General features: G+C 33.3%; 13 protein-coding genes and 1 tRNA gene. 10 read left to right on the top strand and 4 right to left on the bottom strand.

Going from position 1 to position 16,477, the window contains the following annotated elements; genetic code table 11:
- The first annotated feature begins 72 nt into the window (after nucleotides 1-72).
- From LV842_RS03410 to LV842_RS03390, 5 genes are all read left to right on the top strand, one after another.
- Nucleotides 73-396: a hypothetical protein gene (locus LV842_RS03410; RefSeq protein WP_233110052.1), complete on the top strand. Its 324-nt coding sequence runs from the start codon at nucleotides 73-75 to the stop codon at nucleotides 394-396.
- On the top strand, nucleotides 386-691 hold the full coding sequence (locus LV842_RS03405) for a hypothetical protein (protein ID WP_233110051.1): 306 nt from the start codon (nucleotides 386-388) through the stop codon (nucleotides 689-691). Before LV842_RS03410 ends, LV842_RS03405 begins: the two co-directional genes overlap by 11 nt.
- On the top strand, nucleotides 681-1,478 hold the full coding sequence (locus tag LV842_RS03400; protein ID WP_233110050.1) for an ImmA/IrrE family metallo-endopeptidase: 798 nt from the start codon (nucleotides 681-683) through the stop codon (nucleotides 1,476-1,478). The genes LV842_RS03405 and LV842_RS03400 overlap by 11 nt, the downstream gene beginning before the upstream one ends.
- 165 nt (nucleotides 1,479-1,643) lie before the next feature.
- Nucleotides 1,644-1,859 carry a hypothetical protein gene (locus LV842_RS03395; protein ID WP_233110049.1) on the top strand — a complete coding sequence of 72 codons (216 nt, stop codon included), beginning with the start codon at nucleotides 1,644-1,646 and terminating at the stop codon, nucleotides 1,857-1,859.
- 101 nt (nucleotides 1,860-1,960) lie between these two features.
- Nucleotides 1,961-3,523, top strand: coding sequence for a recombinase family protein (locus LV842_RS03390; protein WP_233110048.1), 1,563 nt, complete (start codon nucleotides 1,961-1,963; stop codon nucleotides 3,521-3,523).
- Here the strand turns inward: LV842_RS03390 and LV842_RS03385 are convergent.
- A tRNA-Arg gene (locus LV842_RS03385) sits at nucleotides 3,489-3,562 on the bottom strand. The genes LV842_RS03390 and LV842_RS03385 overlap by 35 nt on opposite strands.
- A 59-nt stretch (nucleotides 3,563-3,621) precedes the next feature.
- On the opposite strand from LV842_RS03385, the gene LV842_RS03380 reads away from it, so the two are divergent.
- From LV842_RS03380 to LV842_RS03370, 3 genes are all read left to right on the top strand, one after another.
- On the top strand, nucleotides 3,622-4,668 hold the full coding sequence (locus tag LV842_RS03380; protein WP_233110047.1) for an ABC transporter substrate-binding protein: 1,047 nt from the start codon (nucleotides 3,622-3,624) through the stop codon (nucleotides 4,666-4,668).
- A 42-nt stretch (nucleotides 4,669-4,710) separates the two neighbouring features.
- Nucleotides 4,711-5,355, top strand: a complete 645-nt coding sequence (gene mtgA / locus LV842_RS03375; RefSeq protein ID WP_233110046.1) for a monofunctional biosynthetic peptidoglycan transglycosylase — start codon at nucleotides 4,711-4,713, stop codon at nucleotides 5,353-5,355.
- A 93-nt stretch (nucleotides 5,356-5,448) separates the two neighbouring features.
- The gene (locus LV842_RS03370) at nucleotides 5,449-7,476 is read left to right on the top strand and encodes a site-specific recombinase (protein WP_233110045.1); all 2,028 of its coding nucleotides are present in this window, start codon (nucleotides 5,449-5,451) and stop codon (nucleotides 7,474-7,476) included.
- On the opposite strand, the gene LV842_RS03365 is transcribed toward LV842_RS03370, so the two are convergent.
- The 3 genes from LV842_RS03365 to LV842_RS03355 all read right to left on the bottom strand — a co-directional run bounded on the left by LV842_RS03365 (nucleotide 7,454) and on the right by LV842_RS03355 (nucleotide 9,859).
- A complete protein-coding gene (locus LV842_RS03365; protein WP_233110044.1) occupies nucleotides 7,454-7,747 on the bottom strand; it encodes a hypothetical protein in 294 nt (97 codons plus the stop codon). The genes LV842_RS03370 and LV842_RS03365 overlap by 23 nt on opposite strands.
- A 273-nt stretch (nucleotides 7,748-8,020) precedes the next feature.
- Nucleotides 8,021-9,100, bottom strand: coding sequence for a DNA replication/repair protein RecF (gene recF / locus LV842_RS03360; protein ID WP_233110043.1), 1,080 nt, complete (start codon nucleotides 9,098-9,100; stop codon nucleotides 8,021-8,023).
- Between the two features lie 3 nt (nucleotides 9,101-9,103).
- Nucleotides 9,104-9,859 (bottom strand): UbiA prenyltransferase family protein, encoded by a 756-nt coding sequence (locus LV842_RS03355; RefSeq protein ID WP_233110042.1) that lies wholly within the window; start codon nucleotides 9,857-9,859, stop codon nucleotides 9,104-9,106.
- Nucleotides 9,860-9,877: 18 nt separating this feature from the next.
- Here LV842_RS03355 and LV842_RS03350 point away from each other — a divergent pair, with 18 nt between their 5' ends.
- Together LV842_RS03350 and eco are read left to right on the top strand one after the other, a co-directional pair.
- Nucleotides 9,878-15,805 carry an alpha-2-macroglobulin family protein gene (locus LV842_RS03350; RefSeq protein ID WP_233110041.1) on the top strand — a complete coding sequence of 1,976 codons (5,928 nt, stop codon included), beginning with the start codon at nucleotides 9,878-9,880 and terminating at the stop codon, nucleotides 15,803-15,805.
- Nucleotides 15,806-15,847: 42 nt separating this feature from the next.
- On the top strand, nucleotides 15,848-16,336 hold the full coding sequence (gene eco / locus LV842_RS03345; RefSeq protein ID WP_233110040.1) for a serine protease inhibitor ecotin: 489 nt from the start codon (nucleotides 15,848-15,850) through the stop codon (nucleotides 16,334-16,336).
- Nucleotides 16,337-16,477: the final 141 nt, after the last annotated feature.

The following is a 16,477-nucleotide window of genomic DNA, read 5'->3' as shown; positions in this document are numbered from 1 at the left end:
TGAATACTAATTGACACATAAAAAACAGTAGTTTTTATCAAAAAAAGGGTGGTCAATTTAATCTGAAATTACATGATCACTTTAAATTGGAATTGGGTGGTCAATATCACTGGAATTTACAATGAACTACCTTTAGAAGTTTTTGAAAGTGCAAATATGAAAGTACTAAATGATGCATTAAATACTTTATCAGAGAGAGATAGGCATATACTGTTAACAATTTATTTATATTATGAAGACGGTAAAAAAACACCTTCTGATACTTTAGATTTATTGTGTGAAATGCATGCAACAACTAAAGTTAATATTCGTAAAATACGTGAAAGAAGCGAAAAAAAAATTATTGATTATATAACTCAACACACTCAATTAAAACCTTTAAAGAATGTCAAATAAAAATAGCATAAGAAACTTATTACAGGCTAAAGGGTTACTTTTTCCAGAAACAGAAAAGGAGGTTGAGGTATTCGAATCACTCAACCCTATTTACAACGAGACTCCAAGCGATTGGAATTCTCCTGAAGATATTATTAAAAGAGGTATTCAAAAACTTAAAAATATTAAATCTGAAAGTACTGAAGCGTTAGATAATGAGATTGAAGAACTAAGAATGGTTGCAAGAAAGGGTAATGCCCTCCCTCAACATATTATAGATAAAATGAAGGCAAATCACAAGAAAAATGATAAATAATACGCCTTTAAGTCATATAAAGGAGTTAGCCGAATTTATTGCTTTACAATATGATGAGAAATTGACTCCTGTAGATAAGATTGCACAAGATGAAGGTTTAGAATTATTTTATGATGGATATGAAACAGGTACTTTCGATGGTATGACTGTATATCAAAATCGTAAATTCTACGTTCATCTCAACACTGATAGTGGAAATAGGAAAGATTCTACACGAGGACGTTTCACATTGGCTCACGAACTTGGGCATTATTTTATTGATGCTCATAGAGTAGGATTACAAAAAGGTATTCTTGTCCCACACTCTTCAAATACTAATAAAAAACAATTTGACACTATAGAAAGAGAGGCTGACTATTTTGCTTCTTGTTTACTTATGCCTGAATCAAGATTTAAGGATGAAATTTTCAGGAAAAAGTTTAATTATGAGTTAATTCAAAATCTTGCAACCCTATATAATGTAAGTATTACTGCCTGTGCTTTTAGATTTGCTCAAATAGGAAATCACCCTATTATGATTGTTTACGTTGAAAACGGATTGGTTAAATGGAAATTAGAAAGTGATGACTTTCCCTACAAATGGTTACTGAATGAAAAAAAAATTCCTGAAAATACAGTCGTAGGTGAGTATTTTTCCAAATCCAATCTGCGAGATGTTTATAAAACAGAAAAAGTATGGGCGATGGATTGGTTTAATAATGTGAGAGATTATGATACAAACCGATCATTTTATGAGCATTGTATTCCCCATAGAAATAAAGCTTTAAGTATTATCTGGGAAGATTGATTTTAGCTGTTCTTAATTTAGCCTTTGTAGTGTGTCCTTAGATCTAATTATAATAATCTTAATGAAGATCAAAGACATTCTATGACTTTAGAAGACAATATTAAATCTTAGACTAACTTTTATCTAAATTATTTCTGTCGAGATAAAATTCTTGATGAGATTGTTATGAAGAAATATAGATCCAAGAATCAACCCGTATCTCAGCACGATATTAAAAAATATATTCCAGCAATAAAGCTAAAGAAAATTCCTCCCGATAAAGCTTTAGAAATCCTTAGAACAGCTGGTTATAATATTAACGAAGAACAATCAGAAGAAATTATGGAATTTATATACATTATTGTAAAACTTACGCTCAAAGAATTTTTTACATCTGATTGATTATTCGTATTTTAGTAAAATATTAGAATGATGAATTTCTACTGTAACGATTTTTAATTGTTTACTCCCTAAAATTAATTTTTAACGAAATCATCATAATAATGATAATAGCAGATCTATATATAAGAGTTTCCACTGATGAGCAGGCGGAAAAAGGATATTCTCAAAGAGATCAGGACGAAAGATTACGCAGATATTGTGCAAACAATGATATTTCCATTAATAGAGTAATCTATGAAGACCATTCAGCTAAAAGCTTTGAACGTCCTGAGTGGAAAAAGTATCTTCTCGAAATTAAAAAGAAGAGCCATAAAAGCAGTTTGGTTCTATTTACAAAGTGGGATCGATTTAGTCGTAATACCGGTGATGCCTATCAAATGATCAGTTTGCTCCAAAAAAATCACGTTATTCCCCAAGCCATTGAGCAGCCTTTGGATATGTCAGTTCCTGAAAATAAATTAATGTTGGCTATTTATTTATCTACTCCTGAGGTGGAAAATGACAGAAGAGCATTAAATACTTTCCATGGAATGAGGAGAGCAAAGAAAGAAGGGCGACTGATGGGAATAGCTCCTTATGGATATATCAACAGAAGTCATGAAGATGGTAAAAAGTATATTGCCATTAAGGATCCGGAGGCTTCCAATATTATCTGGGCATTCAATGAGATTTCCAAAGGTCATATTCCTGCCGACCATGTAAGGTTGCAAATGAATAAAAGAGAGGGAGTCTCAATGTCAAGAAGCGCTTTCGCCAAAGCGATGAGAAATCCGGTTTACTGCGGGAAGATCTATATTGAAGACTATAAACAAGAGGAAGCTTATTACACTGAAGGAAAACATGAGGCATTGATTAGCGAACGATTGTTTAATCAGGTTCAACACATTATGGACAAAAAAAGAAAAGTAGAGGGTCCTGGTGGAAGAGTTCTTGGAAACGAGCGCTTTCCCCTTAGAGGCCTTCTGGTCTGTCCAAGGTGTGGAAAGAATCTTACAGCAAGCGGTGCAAAAGGAAAGTCTAAAACCTATTATTACTATCATTGCCATTATAAATGCGGATTTAGATTTGACTCTGATAAGTTAAATGAACTCTTTGAGCTTGAAATTTCTAAACTGGAATACAATCCGATCATCAAAGAACTTATGAAGGAGATACTTTTAGACAATTATAAACAATTCACCTATGATGTAGAAGCTAAAAGAAAGTCAATTTCAAAAGAGATCAATTTACTCAATGAAAAGGTTGCTAATGCAAGAGATAAGTATCTTGTCGATAAATTAGATGAAGAGGATTATAAAGAGATCAAAAGGATCACAAAATCACAAATTGAACAATTGGAACAGGAACTTCAGCAAATGGTTTCGGATAGCAAGGAGCTTGACATTAGAACAAAAATAGAAAATGCACTAGACGGGATTGAAAACCTTGCAAACCTTTATCAGCAGGGAGATCTACAAACAAAAAGGACGATAGGGTGTTTGATATTTCCCCAAAAAGTCGAATTTGACGGAAAAAGTTTTCAAACACCTAAAATGAATATTGTTGCTCAGTGTATCTACCAGTATAACAACGGATTAGGAAATAAAAAAAACCGACATCGAAGAGTAAAATCTTCAAATGTCGGTCTTGTGACCTCGACAGGATTCAAACCTGTAACCTTCTGAGCCGTAATCAGATGCGCTATTCAGTTGCGCCACGAGGCCGTTGTTTCCTTATTGTTTAAAGGTTTGCAAATATAGCGCTTTTTTCTTTTCTTTGAAAGATGAAACCAAGATTTTTTCTAATATTCGCGATTTGTGCGCTAATCTCTTGTAAAAGAGAACCAAAAATTTCACCCTCACAAGGAACTTCGATTTCAAAATATGTACAGTATAGTGAAAACGGAGATATTTTAAAAGTAAAATCGGGTAATTTTACCTACGATTTTAAGAAAAACCAAATTCCTTTTAAGAAAGTTGTTTTACTGAATGCGAGTATGGCAGGCTATATTGCTGAGTTGGGGGCGGAAGATCTAATCATTGGTGTTTCAAGTCCGGAATATATTTTTTCTGAAAATATTCAGAGAAAATTAAAAGAAGGGCAGATTAAAAATGTAGGCAATGAGCAGAAGTATGATGTGGAAAAAATTATTTCATTACAACCGGATGCCATCTTCACCAATCATATTGCCAGTTTTGATAATACCTATCAGTTATTGAAAAATAATGGGATTCAGGTTATTTTTTTAGATGAATACAACGAACAGAAACCGCTGGAGAAAGCAGCTTATCTGAAACTTTTCGGAAAACTTTTCGGAATGGAAAAAGCGGCTGAAGCCAAATATTCAGAAATAGAAAAAAATTATAATGAACTCAAGGAATTAGCTCTAAAATCAACAGAAAAACCTATGGTTTTGGCCAATGAAATGTATGGAGATGTTTGGTATCTTCCGGGAGGAAAAACTTCTGTAGCCAATTTTATTTCAGATGCCAATGCCCAATATATTGTAAAGGATAATACTGACGAAAAAGCGATGACGATGAGTTTTGAGGAAGTATTTTCAAAATCTAAAGGAGTAAAATACTGGGTCAATGCTGGAAACCATGCTTCAAAAAAAGAGATGCTGAATATGAATCCTTTCTATGGAAAGCTGGATGTTTTCAATACAGGAAAAGTATACGGAATTGCAGGAAGAGAAAGGCAAAAAGCCAATGACTTTTTCGAAAGCGGTATTGTAAGGGCAGATTGGGTGCTGAAAGATTATATTAAAATTTTTCATCCTGAATTATTGCCAAATTATAAGCTTACTTATATGAAAGAGTTACAATAACTCGATAGATTTATTTATTTTTGTGCTTCTTTTTTAGAACTTATGTGGAAAAAAATTAAACAGATTATTTTTATTGTTCTTATTCTGAATGTATTATTTATCGTTTGGGGAAGATTTTTCAATCCGCCCATTACGATTACACAGATCGGAGGTATTTTGGAATATGGAAAACTTCAGAGAGACTATGTTTCTTATGATGAAATGGGAGATAAAGTAAAGAAAGCAGTCATTGCTTCTGAAGATCAAAAGTTTTTTGTACACGATGGTTTTGATTATACAGCAATCGAAAAAGCGATGAAACACAATGAAAAAGGGAAAAAAATAAGAGGAGGAAGTACAATTTCACAGCAGACGGCAAAAAATATTTTTCTGTGGCAGGGTAGAAGCTGGTTAAGAAAAGGCTTGGAAGCCGTTTATACCTTTATTATTGAAAAAGTTTGGAGCAAAGATGTTATTTTGGAGAGATATTTAAACTCGATCGAAATGGGGCAGGGAGTTTTTGGAATAGAAGCTGCCTCAAAATATTATTTCGGAAAATCTTCAAAAGATCTTACAACTTCTGAAGCGGCTTGGATTGCTGCTGTTTTGCCAAATCCTAAGAAATATGATCCTAAAAATCCTTCACCATATCTGACCAAGAAACACAACTGGATCATGAGACAAATGAGGAATGTAAGTCTGAAATAATCAATATTAAAATCCGGCTTGTTATAAAATAGATAAAGTTTTTGTATTTTTTAGTTTTTAAGAAGTTTAAACAAGTTTAGTATCTTTGTACTAATGAAGCTTTTTAATTCCAGCACAAACTTTGAGTCTGTTCTTAAAAAATATTTTTCCTTTAAGAACGAAACCCTTTCTCTAGAGCCGTTTGCGGACTTTTTAGAGGGTGTAAAAAGAGCAGACTTTACAGATGTGCTCAATTTTTTTAAAAGCAATCCTGAACTTACAGAACACTTTAAATATTACATCCATAATATTTTTGAAGGAAGACCTTTTAATTTATCGTTAACAGAGGCCAATATTTTATCCGAAAATTCCTTCTTTCCTGAACTTAAAAAAAGAATCTTAAATAAAATCTTACCACCCGTAGAAAATGAAAAAACGGTGTGGTTTATGATTGATAATGTAAGCCTGAGACCTAAAAAAGACTTGGAATATTTTCAGAATCTTCCCGAGAATGAAGTAGATGAATTTTTAAATATTCTTGATGCATCAGACTTTATTACCCAGCCAGCGGTAAAAAAAGAAATGATTTTTGCCATGAATATTCTTTCCTGGCGTGCGACCGGAATGGCAATGGAAGTGGAAGTTGTAAGAATGGCACCTGAATACAGAAATTTTGATAATCCTTTTTTGGCATTGCAAAATGAATTGGAAGGACTTGCCGAAGAACTGGAAAATAACCCGGCGCTGCAGCTTCATTCCAAAGACAGCCGATACAAGCAGATAAAAATTTATGCAGAGCAGTGTCTGGAATTTGTGAATATCGCCTTTAAAAACTCTTCTAAATATGGTATTTCTGGTAAAATTAACCAGTCTCTGTTAAAAATCAGTCAGCAAACTAACAGAATTTACGAAATCGTTCAGTTATTGGTGATTGATAAAGAAGAAGATGTTTTTGTTAATTCTAAGCAATTGATATTTAATATTTTAAGGTATAAATCACATAAAAATAATATTTCTGAGCTTATTAACGACAGTACAAGACTGCTCTCTCACCTTATTACCAATCATACAGCAGAAACCGGAAGTCATTATATCACTTCTTCGCGTAAAGAATATGTGAAAATGTTCTATAAAGCAAGTGGAGGAGGGATCATTGTAGGAGCTTTATGTGTATTAAAAATGCTTTATGGATATTTCCCAGGAAGCGATTTTTTCCATGCTTTTTTATATTCCATGAATTATGCAATGGGATTTATCATGATCTACCTGATGGGCTTTACGTTGGCTACCAAACAACCTGCAATGACGGCGGCTACGATGACTAAGGTGCTTTCTGAAGAAGGTGGCGGTACAAAAAATAATACAGAATTTGCCCATCTTGTTTCACAGTTATTCAGAAGTCAGTTTATTGCTTTTGTAGGAAATGTGTTACTTTCATTTCCGATTGCATTGATTATTATTTATGGATTAGACGTATTTACTTCTCAGAATATGGCGGTAAACAAAGCGGATAAATTGCTTAAAGATCTCGATCCGTTCGAGTCGAAAGCCATTTTACATGCGAGTATTGCCGGATTCTATCTTTTTATTTCGGGAATTATTTCGGGAAATATTGGTAATAATTCAGTCTTTTATCAGATTCCTGAGCGTATTGCCAAAAATCTGTCCATCAGAAAATTCTTTGGGAAGAAATTTGCTAAAGGCCTTTCAAAATATTATGCTAAAAACTGGCCGGGAATTGTATCTAATTTTTGGTTTGGGGTCTTTCTGGGGGCCACTGCGCCTGTAGGATTATTCTTGGGACTCGATCTGGATATTCGACATATCACATTTGCTGCCGGAAATTTTGCATTAGGTCTTTATGGAAAAGATTTTTCAATAGGATCCAATGCATTTTGGCTTTCCTTTGTTACCGTTTTCCTTATCGGATTTTTTAATTTTTTGGTAAGTTTTACCCTTTCGATGTTTTTAGCATTCAGATCAAGAAAATTGAACTTTGGTCAGGTAGGTGAAATTTATAAAGAGATTTTCAGGTACTTTTTAAAGAATCCGTTGAGGTTTTTTATTCCGTTACGTTCAAAACTAGATCAGAAAGCGGATGATTTAAGAAATAACACCATTACAAAATCTGAAGATCATTAAATTTTTCTTCCCCAAACTGAGCCTGGAATTTTTTTAGAAAAAAACTTTTACGAAGCTGAAAATCGTGCTTCAATAACGGTGAATTGATTTTTATAATCACGCAACGGTCTTCAATATTCACACTTTTTATTTCACGGAAGAGTCCTTCATCAAGATACTCTTCCAGAAAATCTTTGATTTCAAAAGCGACTAATTTATGTTCAAAACCATGAATTCTGGCAAAAGATTTTACCAGTTCTGAGGATTGAAATTCGCGTTTTTTCTTTTTCATAAGTGAGGTATGGGTTTCGGGGTGTGAGGTTCGAGTTAAAGAACTTTATAATAATTTAAACGTTATTTTCGTTCCAACTCATGTAATTCATGTTTTGGGAGCAGGAAAAAGGCTTTATGTGTTTTTATAAATAAACCAAAAGCTATTTTGTAGATGTCTAAATTTTTGTAACTCATAGGTGTGTTTATTTATTATTCTTAAATATTGATAACTAAATCAATAGAAAATTCTTAACCAGAACTCGTATCCCGAATCCCGCATCTCGAATTCCAATTATATCTCAAAAATTATACTCTCTTCATTAATCTTTTTCACCACACTTTCCGTACGTTCTCTGTGAGTATCCGTAATAAAAATCTGTCCGAAATTCTCCTGATTTACCAGTTCAATCAGTTGAGAAACTCTGTGATCATCCAGTTTGTCAAAAATGTCGTCTAATAATAGAATGGGCGTTTTATTGGTTAATTCCTTTACTAAGCTCATTTGTGCCAGTTTCAAGGAGATTAAAAATGATTTTTGCTGACCTTGCGAACCTGTTTTCTTGATTAAGACAGAATCCATTTCAAACAAAAGATCGTCTTTATGAATGCCTTTTGAGGTGTATGTCAACATTCTATCTCTTTCCAGGCTTTCCTTTAATAAATTTTCAAAAGTATCACCCAATAAATGAGATTCATAAATGACAGAAACCGTTTCTTTTCCTCCGGAAATAATCTGATAAAAATTTTGAACAATAGGATTCAGCTTTTCAACAAAAGTTCGTCTTTTTTCAAAAATTTTAGTTCCGAATTTAGAAATCGGATCATCATAAATTTCCAATGAATCTTTATCCCAAATCCGATTTTTAGCGAAGTATTTTAGCAATGCATTTCTCTGCTGAACCGTCTTTTGATATTGAATGAGATCAAAAAGATATTCAGAATCGGTCTGAGAAATCATAGCATCCAGAAATTTTCTTCTGCTTTCGCCGGAATCTGAAATTAAATTGGAATCATAAGGAGAAATCATCACACTTGGCAAATATCCGATATGATCTGCCATTCTATCATAGCTTTTGTCATTTTTTTTAATGACTTTTTTGGCTTCTTTAGGCTGAAGAATTTTGATGCTGTCTTCACTGTCATCGTTTTGAATTTCAGCATCAATGGTGAAGAAATCCTCGTCTTTCAGAATGTTATTCAAATCAGTGTTTCCTAAAAAGCTTTTCCCGACAGAAAGATAATGCAAGGCATCAAGAATATTGGTTTTTCCCACACCGTTATTTCCCACAAAACAATTGATTTGTGGTGAAAATTCAAATTTCTTTTCAGAATGGTTTTTGAAATTGTACAGGGAAAGTTTCTTAATAATCATTCGTCAAAAATACTCCATTATTAGTAGAAATAAAAAAGGAAGTGCAGAACAGGTTTCTACTCCGAATGAAAAATAAGCATCACTTCTCTCATTTTCAGAAAAATAAATAAAAATATAGGAGATCACACTCGATAGAAAAAACGGAATGGAGTAATGAGGAGTCAAATACAATATCGATAGAATATTACTCACAAAAATCAGTAAATAAGCAATGTATTTCGTGTTTTGAACCCCAACCAACATAGGGAAGGTCTGAACGGTATCTCGCTTCATATCCCGAATATCAAATGGTAAAACTAATGCTGTAATAAAAAATAAACTGATAAAAAATATGGGAACACTAAATTCAGGTAAAGTTAGCCAACAGTTCACCAGAGCCCAGACTAAACCTACATAAAATACTTTTAAAAACGGAATCTTACGGATGTAAACATCGAGGAAAAAACTATTGTAAAGAAGTCCTAAAATAACAATCACAAACCATTTTAATAGCCTTATTTCATTGTGATTATGGTAGATTAAAAATGCACAGGTAATACCTGCTAAACCGTTTACAATTAAAATTTTAAAAAAATGTTTGGTGCACTGATACTTCGTATAAAGATAACCGCTGAAATAGGTGATGAAAATTAGGATAACACTGGGCAAACGGAATGTATTTTGCTCTTCCATGAAAAACACTGCAAAAAGAGTTCCCATTAAAGACACATACAATTGACTGTCGATGACGGATTTTTTCAGTATTTTTAAAAAGTTCATTGATCAAAAATAACATTTATGAAAAAAAAAACCAAGATTTTTCTGCTTTTGCTTCTTTTGCTGAATTTTTCTGTTGCTTTTGCCCAGAAATATTATGACGAACAGTGGAAAAAAGTAGCTGCCAATTCCCAGAAAGGCATTTACAAATCGAGTCTTCCCATCATTTTAGACATACAAAAACAGGCGATGAAAGAAAATAACATTTTACAGCTTATACAGTCTTTAAAAGCAGAATTCAGCATCGTAAACCAAACGAGGGATGATGAGAAAAATAATTCTGTAAGCCAGCTTTTTAAAAAACTGCAAGGAGTTCAGAAACAATTAAAAGGAGAAGATAAAGTTGTATTTGAGGTGCTGCTCAATGGTTTTCTCATGGATTACTATAAAGAACATTCATGGGAGATTGGCGGTCGTACCAATATCAATTCTCAGAACACTTCTGAAATTGAAACCTGGAGTACACTTGATTTTAAAAATTATTTAGATAAAAACTATCAGGAACTAGATCAGCAAAAAGGAGAAATAAGAAAAATAGCTCTTAAAAAGTATGAGAATGTTTTTTCGTATAATGAGTATATTTCCTATTTCCCTACATTATGGGATTGGTATTCTGTAAAAAAAATAGATTTTCTTTCTAATAATGATCTTTTTACGAAAAATGAACTGGATGTAAATCATACCCATATCAACGGTGTTTATGATGAATTAATCGCTCAGAATACAGGGAATTCCAAGTTGTATTTCATGCACAAAAAATTGCAGGACAATTGTGATTTTAACAGATGTAAAGATAAGTTGGAACAGCTTCAGACTCTTTTAAAATCTGAAGTTAGCGGTGATTATAAAGTGTTAATTATTGATGATATTCTTGAAGAACTGATTAATAAAAATAAAGAAAAAGAAGCATTTGAATTCATTAATCAGGCAAAAACTCAATATCCCAAATCTCCTTTTATTGATAATATTAAAAATAAGGAAAATCAAATTCTTAATCCTTTTTTTAATATTAAATATGAGCAACAGACCCAAAGTAATAAACCTATTCATTTTGTAGCTGAATACAAAAATGTTGCTGCTTTCTCAATCAATATCTATGAAGTGAAAGATGATTTGACTTCTTTTTTACAATATGCAAGAAATTCTTACGGCAATACATTTGATAAAATTAAAAAAAGTCTTGTCAGAAAAGAAGCTTATACATTAGAGGATCCCAAAGATTTTAAAACGCATAAAACGTCTTTAGAAATAAAATCATTGCCTTCCGGAATTTATGTTGCAGAATATTCTGTGACGGGAATTAATAATAAGGATAGTGATGATGAAAAGGATTTTTATTTTTTTGTTTCCGATAACAAAATTATTTATCAGAAAAAAACAGATAGAAATCCGTTGTCAGATGAACTGAAATTAGTGAGTAGCGAAAACGGAAAACCGGCGGTTAATCAGAATCTTACCTTTTATGAATTCGTTACGAATAAAACATTAACTAAAACTGACGGTAAAACCGATGATAAAGGTGTTTTCAGATTTCCGACGACAGCCAATAAAGAATATTACAGAACTTTTTTAATCAGGCAGCCAAATACCAATAGTTTCCAGATGATGGAAATTTATGGAAACAGATATGCTGAGGCTACCAATCAAAATAAACAAACCAAGACGAGTAAAGCTCAGATTTTTACAGACCGAGCGATTTACAGACCGGGACAAACCGTTTATTTTAAAGTAATAAACACTCAGCGTGATCAAGAAATTGAATCTGTTGTAGCAGGATTACAACAAAAAATTACGCTTCAGGACACAAACGGTCAGGAAATTTCTTCACAAACGTTTACCACCAATGAATTTGGTTCTTATCATGGAAGTTTTATGCTCCCGAAAGGTAAACTGAATGGAACTTTTTATCTGAAAACTTCAGAAAACAACGGATATCATAATTTCAGAGTTGAAGAATATAAAAGACCAAAATTTGAAGTGACTTTTGATCCTGTAAAAGAGGAGTACAAATACGGACAAACGATCAGTCTGAAAGGTAAAGCCATGATGTTTTCCGGAGTTGCTTTGAGTAATACGACTGTAAACTATGAAATTAGAAAACGAAACATTCGTTGGAGATATTTTAGTTGGTATCCACAGGATAATGATAATGAAAACTCGATTTTAGGAGAGGCAAAAACTAATGAAAAGGGAGAATTTATCATCAAGCTTGATCTTAAAAAAGATGAAAAGCTGGAAGGTATTCAAATTGATAATTATGAAATTAATGCTTCTGTAACTGATATTAACGGTGAAACACAAACAGCAGACACGGAACTGAAGGTGTCTTCGGTTTCTCATTATATACAAGCTGAAGGAATTCAAAATGTTTTCTCAGGCGAAGATGTAAAAGTAAAGGTTGAAACCAAAAATTACAACGAACAGCTCCTTAAAAAATCTTATCAGGTAAAACTTTCGAAACTTCAATCTCCTGACAGGATTTTTAGAAATAATTTTAAAGCTGAAGTGCAGAATTTACCGAAATATTCAAAAGAAGAATTCATCAGCAAATTTCCACACGATTTGTATGATAAAAATGATGAGGTGAAAAACTTTAAAGTTTCATCCGCTATTCTGAATGGAACAACCCGTAATGAAGAATCTCTTGATCTTGGAAAGTTGGAAGCAGGAGAATATTTGCTTGAACTATATAATATTGAAGGGAAAGACACGATAAAAACGGCCCAAAATTTCAGTGTTTGGAATAAAAATTCCTTAGCATCCAATCAAAAGACATTCCTTACGGTTTTAGAGCCGAAAAAGGAATTTATAAGAGGAGAGAAGGCTGTTTTTTATGTGTATTCTTCAATTCCTGATGCTTTGGTGAATATTTTTGTTCAGGACGGATCGGGAAAAACAATTTCTGAAACTCAGCAGTTTAAAAACGGAATCCTGGAATACACGGCAGAAATTCCGAAAGATAAAAATGTACAAACATTCAATGTACAGTTTCAGATTGTTGCATTTAATGATGTTCAGACACAATCTGTAAATCTTGACATAAAAGATGCTGAAGAAAAGTCAATAAAAATAGAAACCATTACTTTCAGGGATAAAATCCAGCCCAATTCAAAAGAAAAATGGTCTGTAAAGGTTTTAGGCAATGGAAAAGAGAAAATAAATGCAGAAGTATTGGCCAATATGTATGATATGTCTTTGGATAAGTTTGCTGCCAATCAATTTAACTGGTATAATTTCTATGTTCCGGCTTCAATCGTAACCTCTTATGATATCAGACAATATCTTCTTCAAAAATATTATCAAAAAAGATTGGAATATATTAACGGAGAGCAAGTAGAAGTTCCCGGTTTTGATTGGTTTGATTCAAGTGTATTGTGGATGAATGAGCGTCTGCTTGAAACGACTACAGGCTTTTCGAACCAAGAAGGGGTAAAAGCTGCAGCGTATACTCCGCCACCTCCACCATCAATAGGAGGTGCTAAAAGAAGTGTTGCAATGGCAAAAGAAGCAAGAGTTGATGATGCTATGATAGATATTGTTCAGAATGTTGTTCCTGAGGCGGTAAAAGCTCCAAAAATGGAGACTCCTCCACAAGCTGACTTGAGTAAAGTTCCGGTTCGTCAGAATCTCAACGAAACCGCTTTCTTCTATCCGGATTTAAAAACAGATTCGGAAGGGAATGTAAGCTTCGAGTTCACTTCTCCGGAAGCACTTACAAAATGGAAATTGATGTTCCTTGCGCATACAAAAGATGCTAGAGCGGCAACATTGGAAAAAGAAGTGGTGACTCAGAAAGAATTCTCCGTAACACCAAATTATCCAAGATTTTTAAGAGAAGGAGATGAGCTTAATCTTCAGTCTAAGCTGTCAAATTTAACAAACAAAAAACTCAATGGTTCCGCTCAATTACAGATTCTTGACGCTTTTACCAACGAGGATATTTCAGAAAAATTTGGACTGAGTACATTGACTGCAGTTTCGGGATATAATAAAGAGCAGGCTTTTTCAGTAGATGAAAATGGAAACTCTGTTTTAACATGGAAACTCAAAGTACCGAATAATGTTTCTTCAATTATTCTGAAAGTGGTGGCAAAAGCAGGACAATATTCTGACGGAGAGCAAAAAGCTGTTGCTATTCTACCTAACAGAATGTTAGTGACAGATGCCCTTCCTATTTTTGTGAAAGAAGGTGAGACTAAAACTTTTGAGCTTGAGAATCTTAAAAATGCAACTTCAACTACGATTTCCAATGTTTCAAATACTTTGGAACTGACGACTAATCCGATCTGGGAAATCATGTTTGCGCTTCCGAGTCTTAAAAACGATCAGAATAATTCTGCCGATGTGATCTTCAATAAATGGTTTGCTGATGTTTTAGCTTCAGAAATTTTCAAAGCAAACCCAAAGATGAAAACCGTATTTGAAGAATATCAGAATAAAGGATTATTAAATTCGAATCTTGAAAAAAATCAGGAATTGAAACAGCTGTTGCTGGAAGAAACTCCTTGGGTATTGGAAAGTAAAAATGAAAGTGAACAAATGGCTAAACTATCGCTTTTATTTGATGTCAATACGATGCGAAATACCATTCAGGGGGATTGGGATGATTTCAAAAAACTGCAAAATCCGGACGGCGGTTTCTCTTGGTATCAAGGTTATCCGAGTTCTTACTCAACTTCGTTGTACATTCTTAAAAACTTAGGAAAAATAAATGCATGGCTGAAAGATAATGTGAAAGATTATCAAAGTTCAGAACAAAAAGAATTGGTTGGAAATTTGGTGAAATATGTTGACAATGAGATCAGTAAATATTGGGATGTGAAAAAAGATAATGCTTGGAGCAATTGGGCGATCGATTATCTGGATACCAGAAATTACTGGGAAAAACAATATCCGTTAAAAGGGAAAGGAGCAACCTTGAAATCATTAGTTAAGCAGATAGCGAAAACTGCAAAAATTACAGATTTTACTTTCTTCGGACTACACAGAGCTGCTTTATTGATGAATGAGTATGGTTTAAAAGATATTTCCAATAAATTAATGACCTATCTAAAAGAAACTTCTGTAGACTCAAAAACACAAGGTGTCTACTGGAAGCAAAATCTGGACGACTGGGGTTGGTTCAGTTCAAAAGTAGTGAATCATGCAGGTGCTTTGGAAGCTTTCAATACTTTAAAGCCAAACGACCAGAAATTCATCGAAGACATGAAAATCTGGCTGATCACCCAAAAAGAAGTGAATTCATGGGGAAGCTCAAGAGGAACAGCAGAAGTTATTTTTACCATCTTGAACTCAGGAAAAGCATGGACAAGTGCGGACAGCGATAAAGCAACCATTGTTTGGGGTGGAAAAGAACTGAAACCAGAAACTCAGGCAACAGGATATGTAAAATCTTCTGTGAAAACTGATGTTGTGGATAAAAACCTAGCAACAGTAACCGTGACAAAACCAGGTCCGGGAATTGTTCAAGGGGGATTGTTCTGGCAATACTATGAAGATCTGGATAAAATAAAATCTTCTGAAAACTACATTTCAATTACGAAAGAACTGTACAAAAAAATAAAAACAGTAAACGGTGAAGAATTGCAGAAAATATCTTCTGAAACTCCGTTGAAAGTTGGTGACAAAGTAACGGTGAGAATGATTTTAAATACGGATCGACCTATGGAATTTATTCATATCAAAGACATGAGAGCGGCGGGATTTGAACCTTTAGAAGTACTTTCAGGATATCAGTGGAAAAATAATTTAGGATATTATCAATCTACTAAAGATGCGTCTACAAATTTCTATATTCAATATATGCCAAAAGGGAAATATGTGTTTGAATATGATTATGTTGCCAATGCATCTGGAAAGTTCTTAAATGGGATTACTACAATGCAAAATTATTATGCACCGCAGATGAATAGTCATACAAAAGGAACCCATATTCAAATTTTGGAATGATTTTTGGCTTTAGAGAATTAGTAAAAATTAAATACAAAAAATATGAAATTTTCAAAGACATTAATGGTAGGTTTGGCAATGGTAGCAGGAGTGAATGCTTTTGCACAAAAGAAGACTGAAAAGTTCGAGAAATTACAGATTGAAATGTTTCCAAAAGCTAAGGAAGGCTATAAACAAGTATATATTCAGCTTCCTGTAGCAAAAAGTGAAAATGATTTAAAGGTTGAGTTCTTCGTAGGAAAAGAAAAAATGTTGGATTGTAACAAATATTTCCTGATGGGAAATATGAAAACCCAGGATTTACAGGGTTGGGGTTATAACTACTATGAAGTAGAATCGAACGGAGAAACCGGAGGAACTCTGATGGCATGTCCTGATCAGAAAAAGACTCAGAAATTTGTTTCTCTTCAACCGGAGATTGTAAGATATAACAGCAAATTACCTTTAGTATTTTATGTTCCGAAAGATCTGGAAGTTCGCTACAGAGTGTTGCGTCCGGATGCAAAAATGAAGAAAGCGGTTCAAAAATAGATGGTACTATATAGAAACTCCTCTCAAATTTTTGAGAGGAGTTTTTTATAGAAAAGCATCAAAATTAAATTTATTTAAAATTCACTGTTAATAGAATTTTATTCTGGGATTTCAGGATTTTTTATATTATATTTGTTAGAA

The sequence above is a fragment of the Chryseobacterium gwangjuense genome (genome assembly GCF_021311115.1).
In the GTDB taxonomy this organism is placed as follows: Bacteria; Bacteroidota; Bacteroidia; order Flavobacteriales; family Weeksellaceae; genus Chryseobacterium; species Chryseobacterium gwangjuense.
This window is presented reverse-complemented; position numbering and strand designations above follow the sequence as displayed.

Bases quoted from the DNA above. Each gene is read 5' to 3' on its own strand.
- LV842_RS03410 (WP_233110052.1), top strand. From the start codon at position 73: ATGATCACTTTAAATTGGAATTGGGTGGTCAATATCACTGGAATTTAC.
- LV842_RS03405 (WP_233110051.1), top strand. From the start codon at position 386: ATGTCAAATAAAAATAGCATAAGAAACTTATTACAGGCTAAAGGGTTA.
- LV842_RS03400 (WP_233110050.1), top strand. From the start codon at position 681: ATGATAAATAATACGCCTTTAAGTCATATAAAGGAGTTAGCCGAATTT.
- LV842_RS03395 (WP_233110049.1), top strand. From the start codon at position 1,644: ATGAAGAAATATAGATCCAAGAATCAACCCGTATCTCAGCACGATATT.
- LV842_RS03390 (WP_233110048.1), top strand. From the start codon at position 1,961: ATGATAATAGCAGATCTATATATAAGAGTTTCCACTGATGAGCAGGCG.
- LV842_RS03380 (WP_233110047.1), top strand. From the start codon at position 3,622: ATGAAACCAAGATTTTTTCTAATATTCGCGATTTGTGCGCTAATCTCT.
- mtgA (WP_233110046.1), top strand. From the start codon at position 4,711: ATGTGGAAAAAAATTAAACAGATTATTTTTATTGTTCTTATTCTGAAT.
- LV842_RS03370 (WP_233110045.1), top strand. From the start codon at position 5,449: ATGAAGCTTTTTAATTCCAGCACAAACTTTGAGTCTGTTCTTAAAAAA.
- LV842_RS03365 (WP_233110044.1), bottom strand. From the start codon at position 7,747: ATGAAAAAGAAAAAACGCGAATTTCAATCCTCAGAACTGGTAAAATCT.
- recF (WP_233110043.1), bottom strand. From the start codon at position 9,100: ATGATTATTAAGAAACTTTCCCTGTACAATTTCAAAAACCATTCTGAA.
- LV842_RS03355 (WP_233110042.1), bottom strand. From the start codon at position 9,859: ATGAACTTTTTAAAAATACTGAAAAAATCCGTCATCGACAGTCAATTG.
- LV842_RS03350 (WP_233110041.1), top strand. From the start codon at position 9,878: ATGAAAAAAAAAACCAAGATTTTTCTGCTTTTGCTTCTTTTGCTGAAT.
- eco (WP_233110040.1), top strand. From the start codon at position 15,848: ATGAAATTTTCAAAGACATTAATGGTAGGTTTGGCAATGGTAGCAGGA.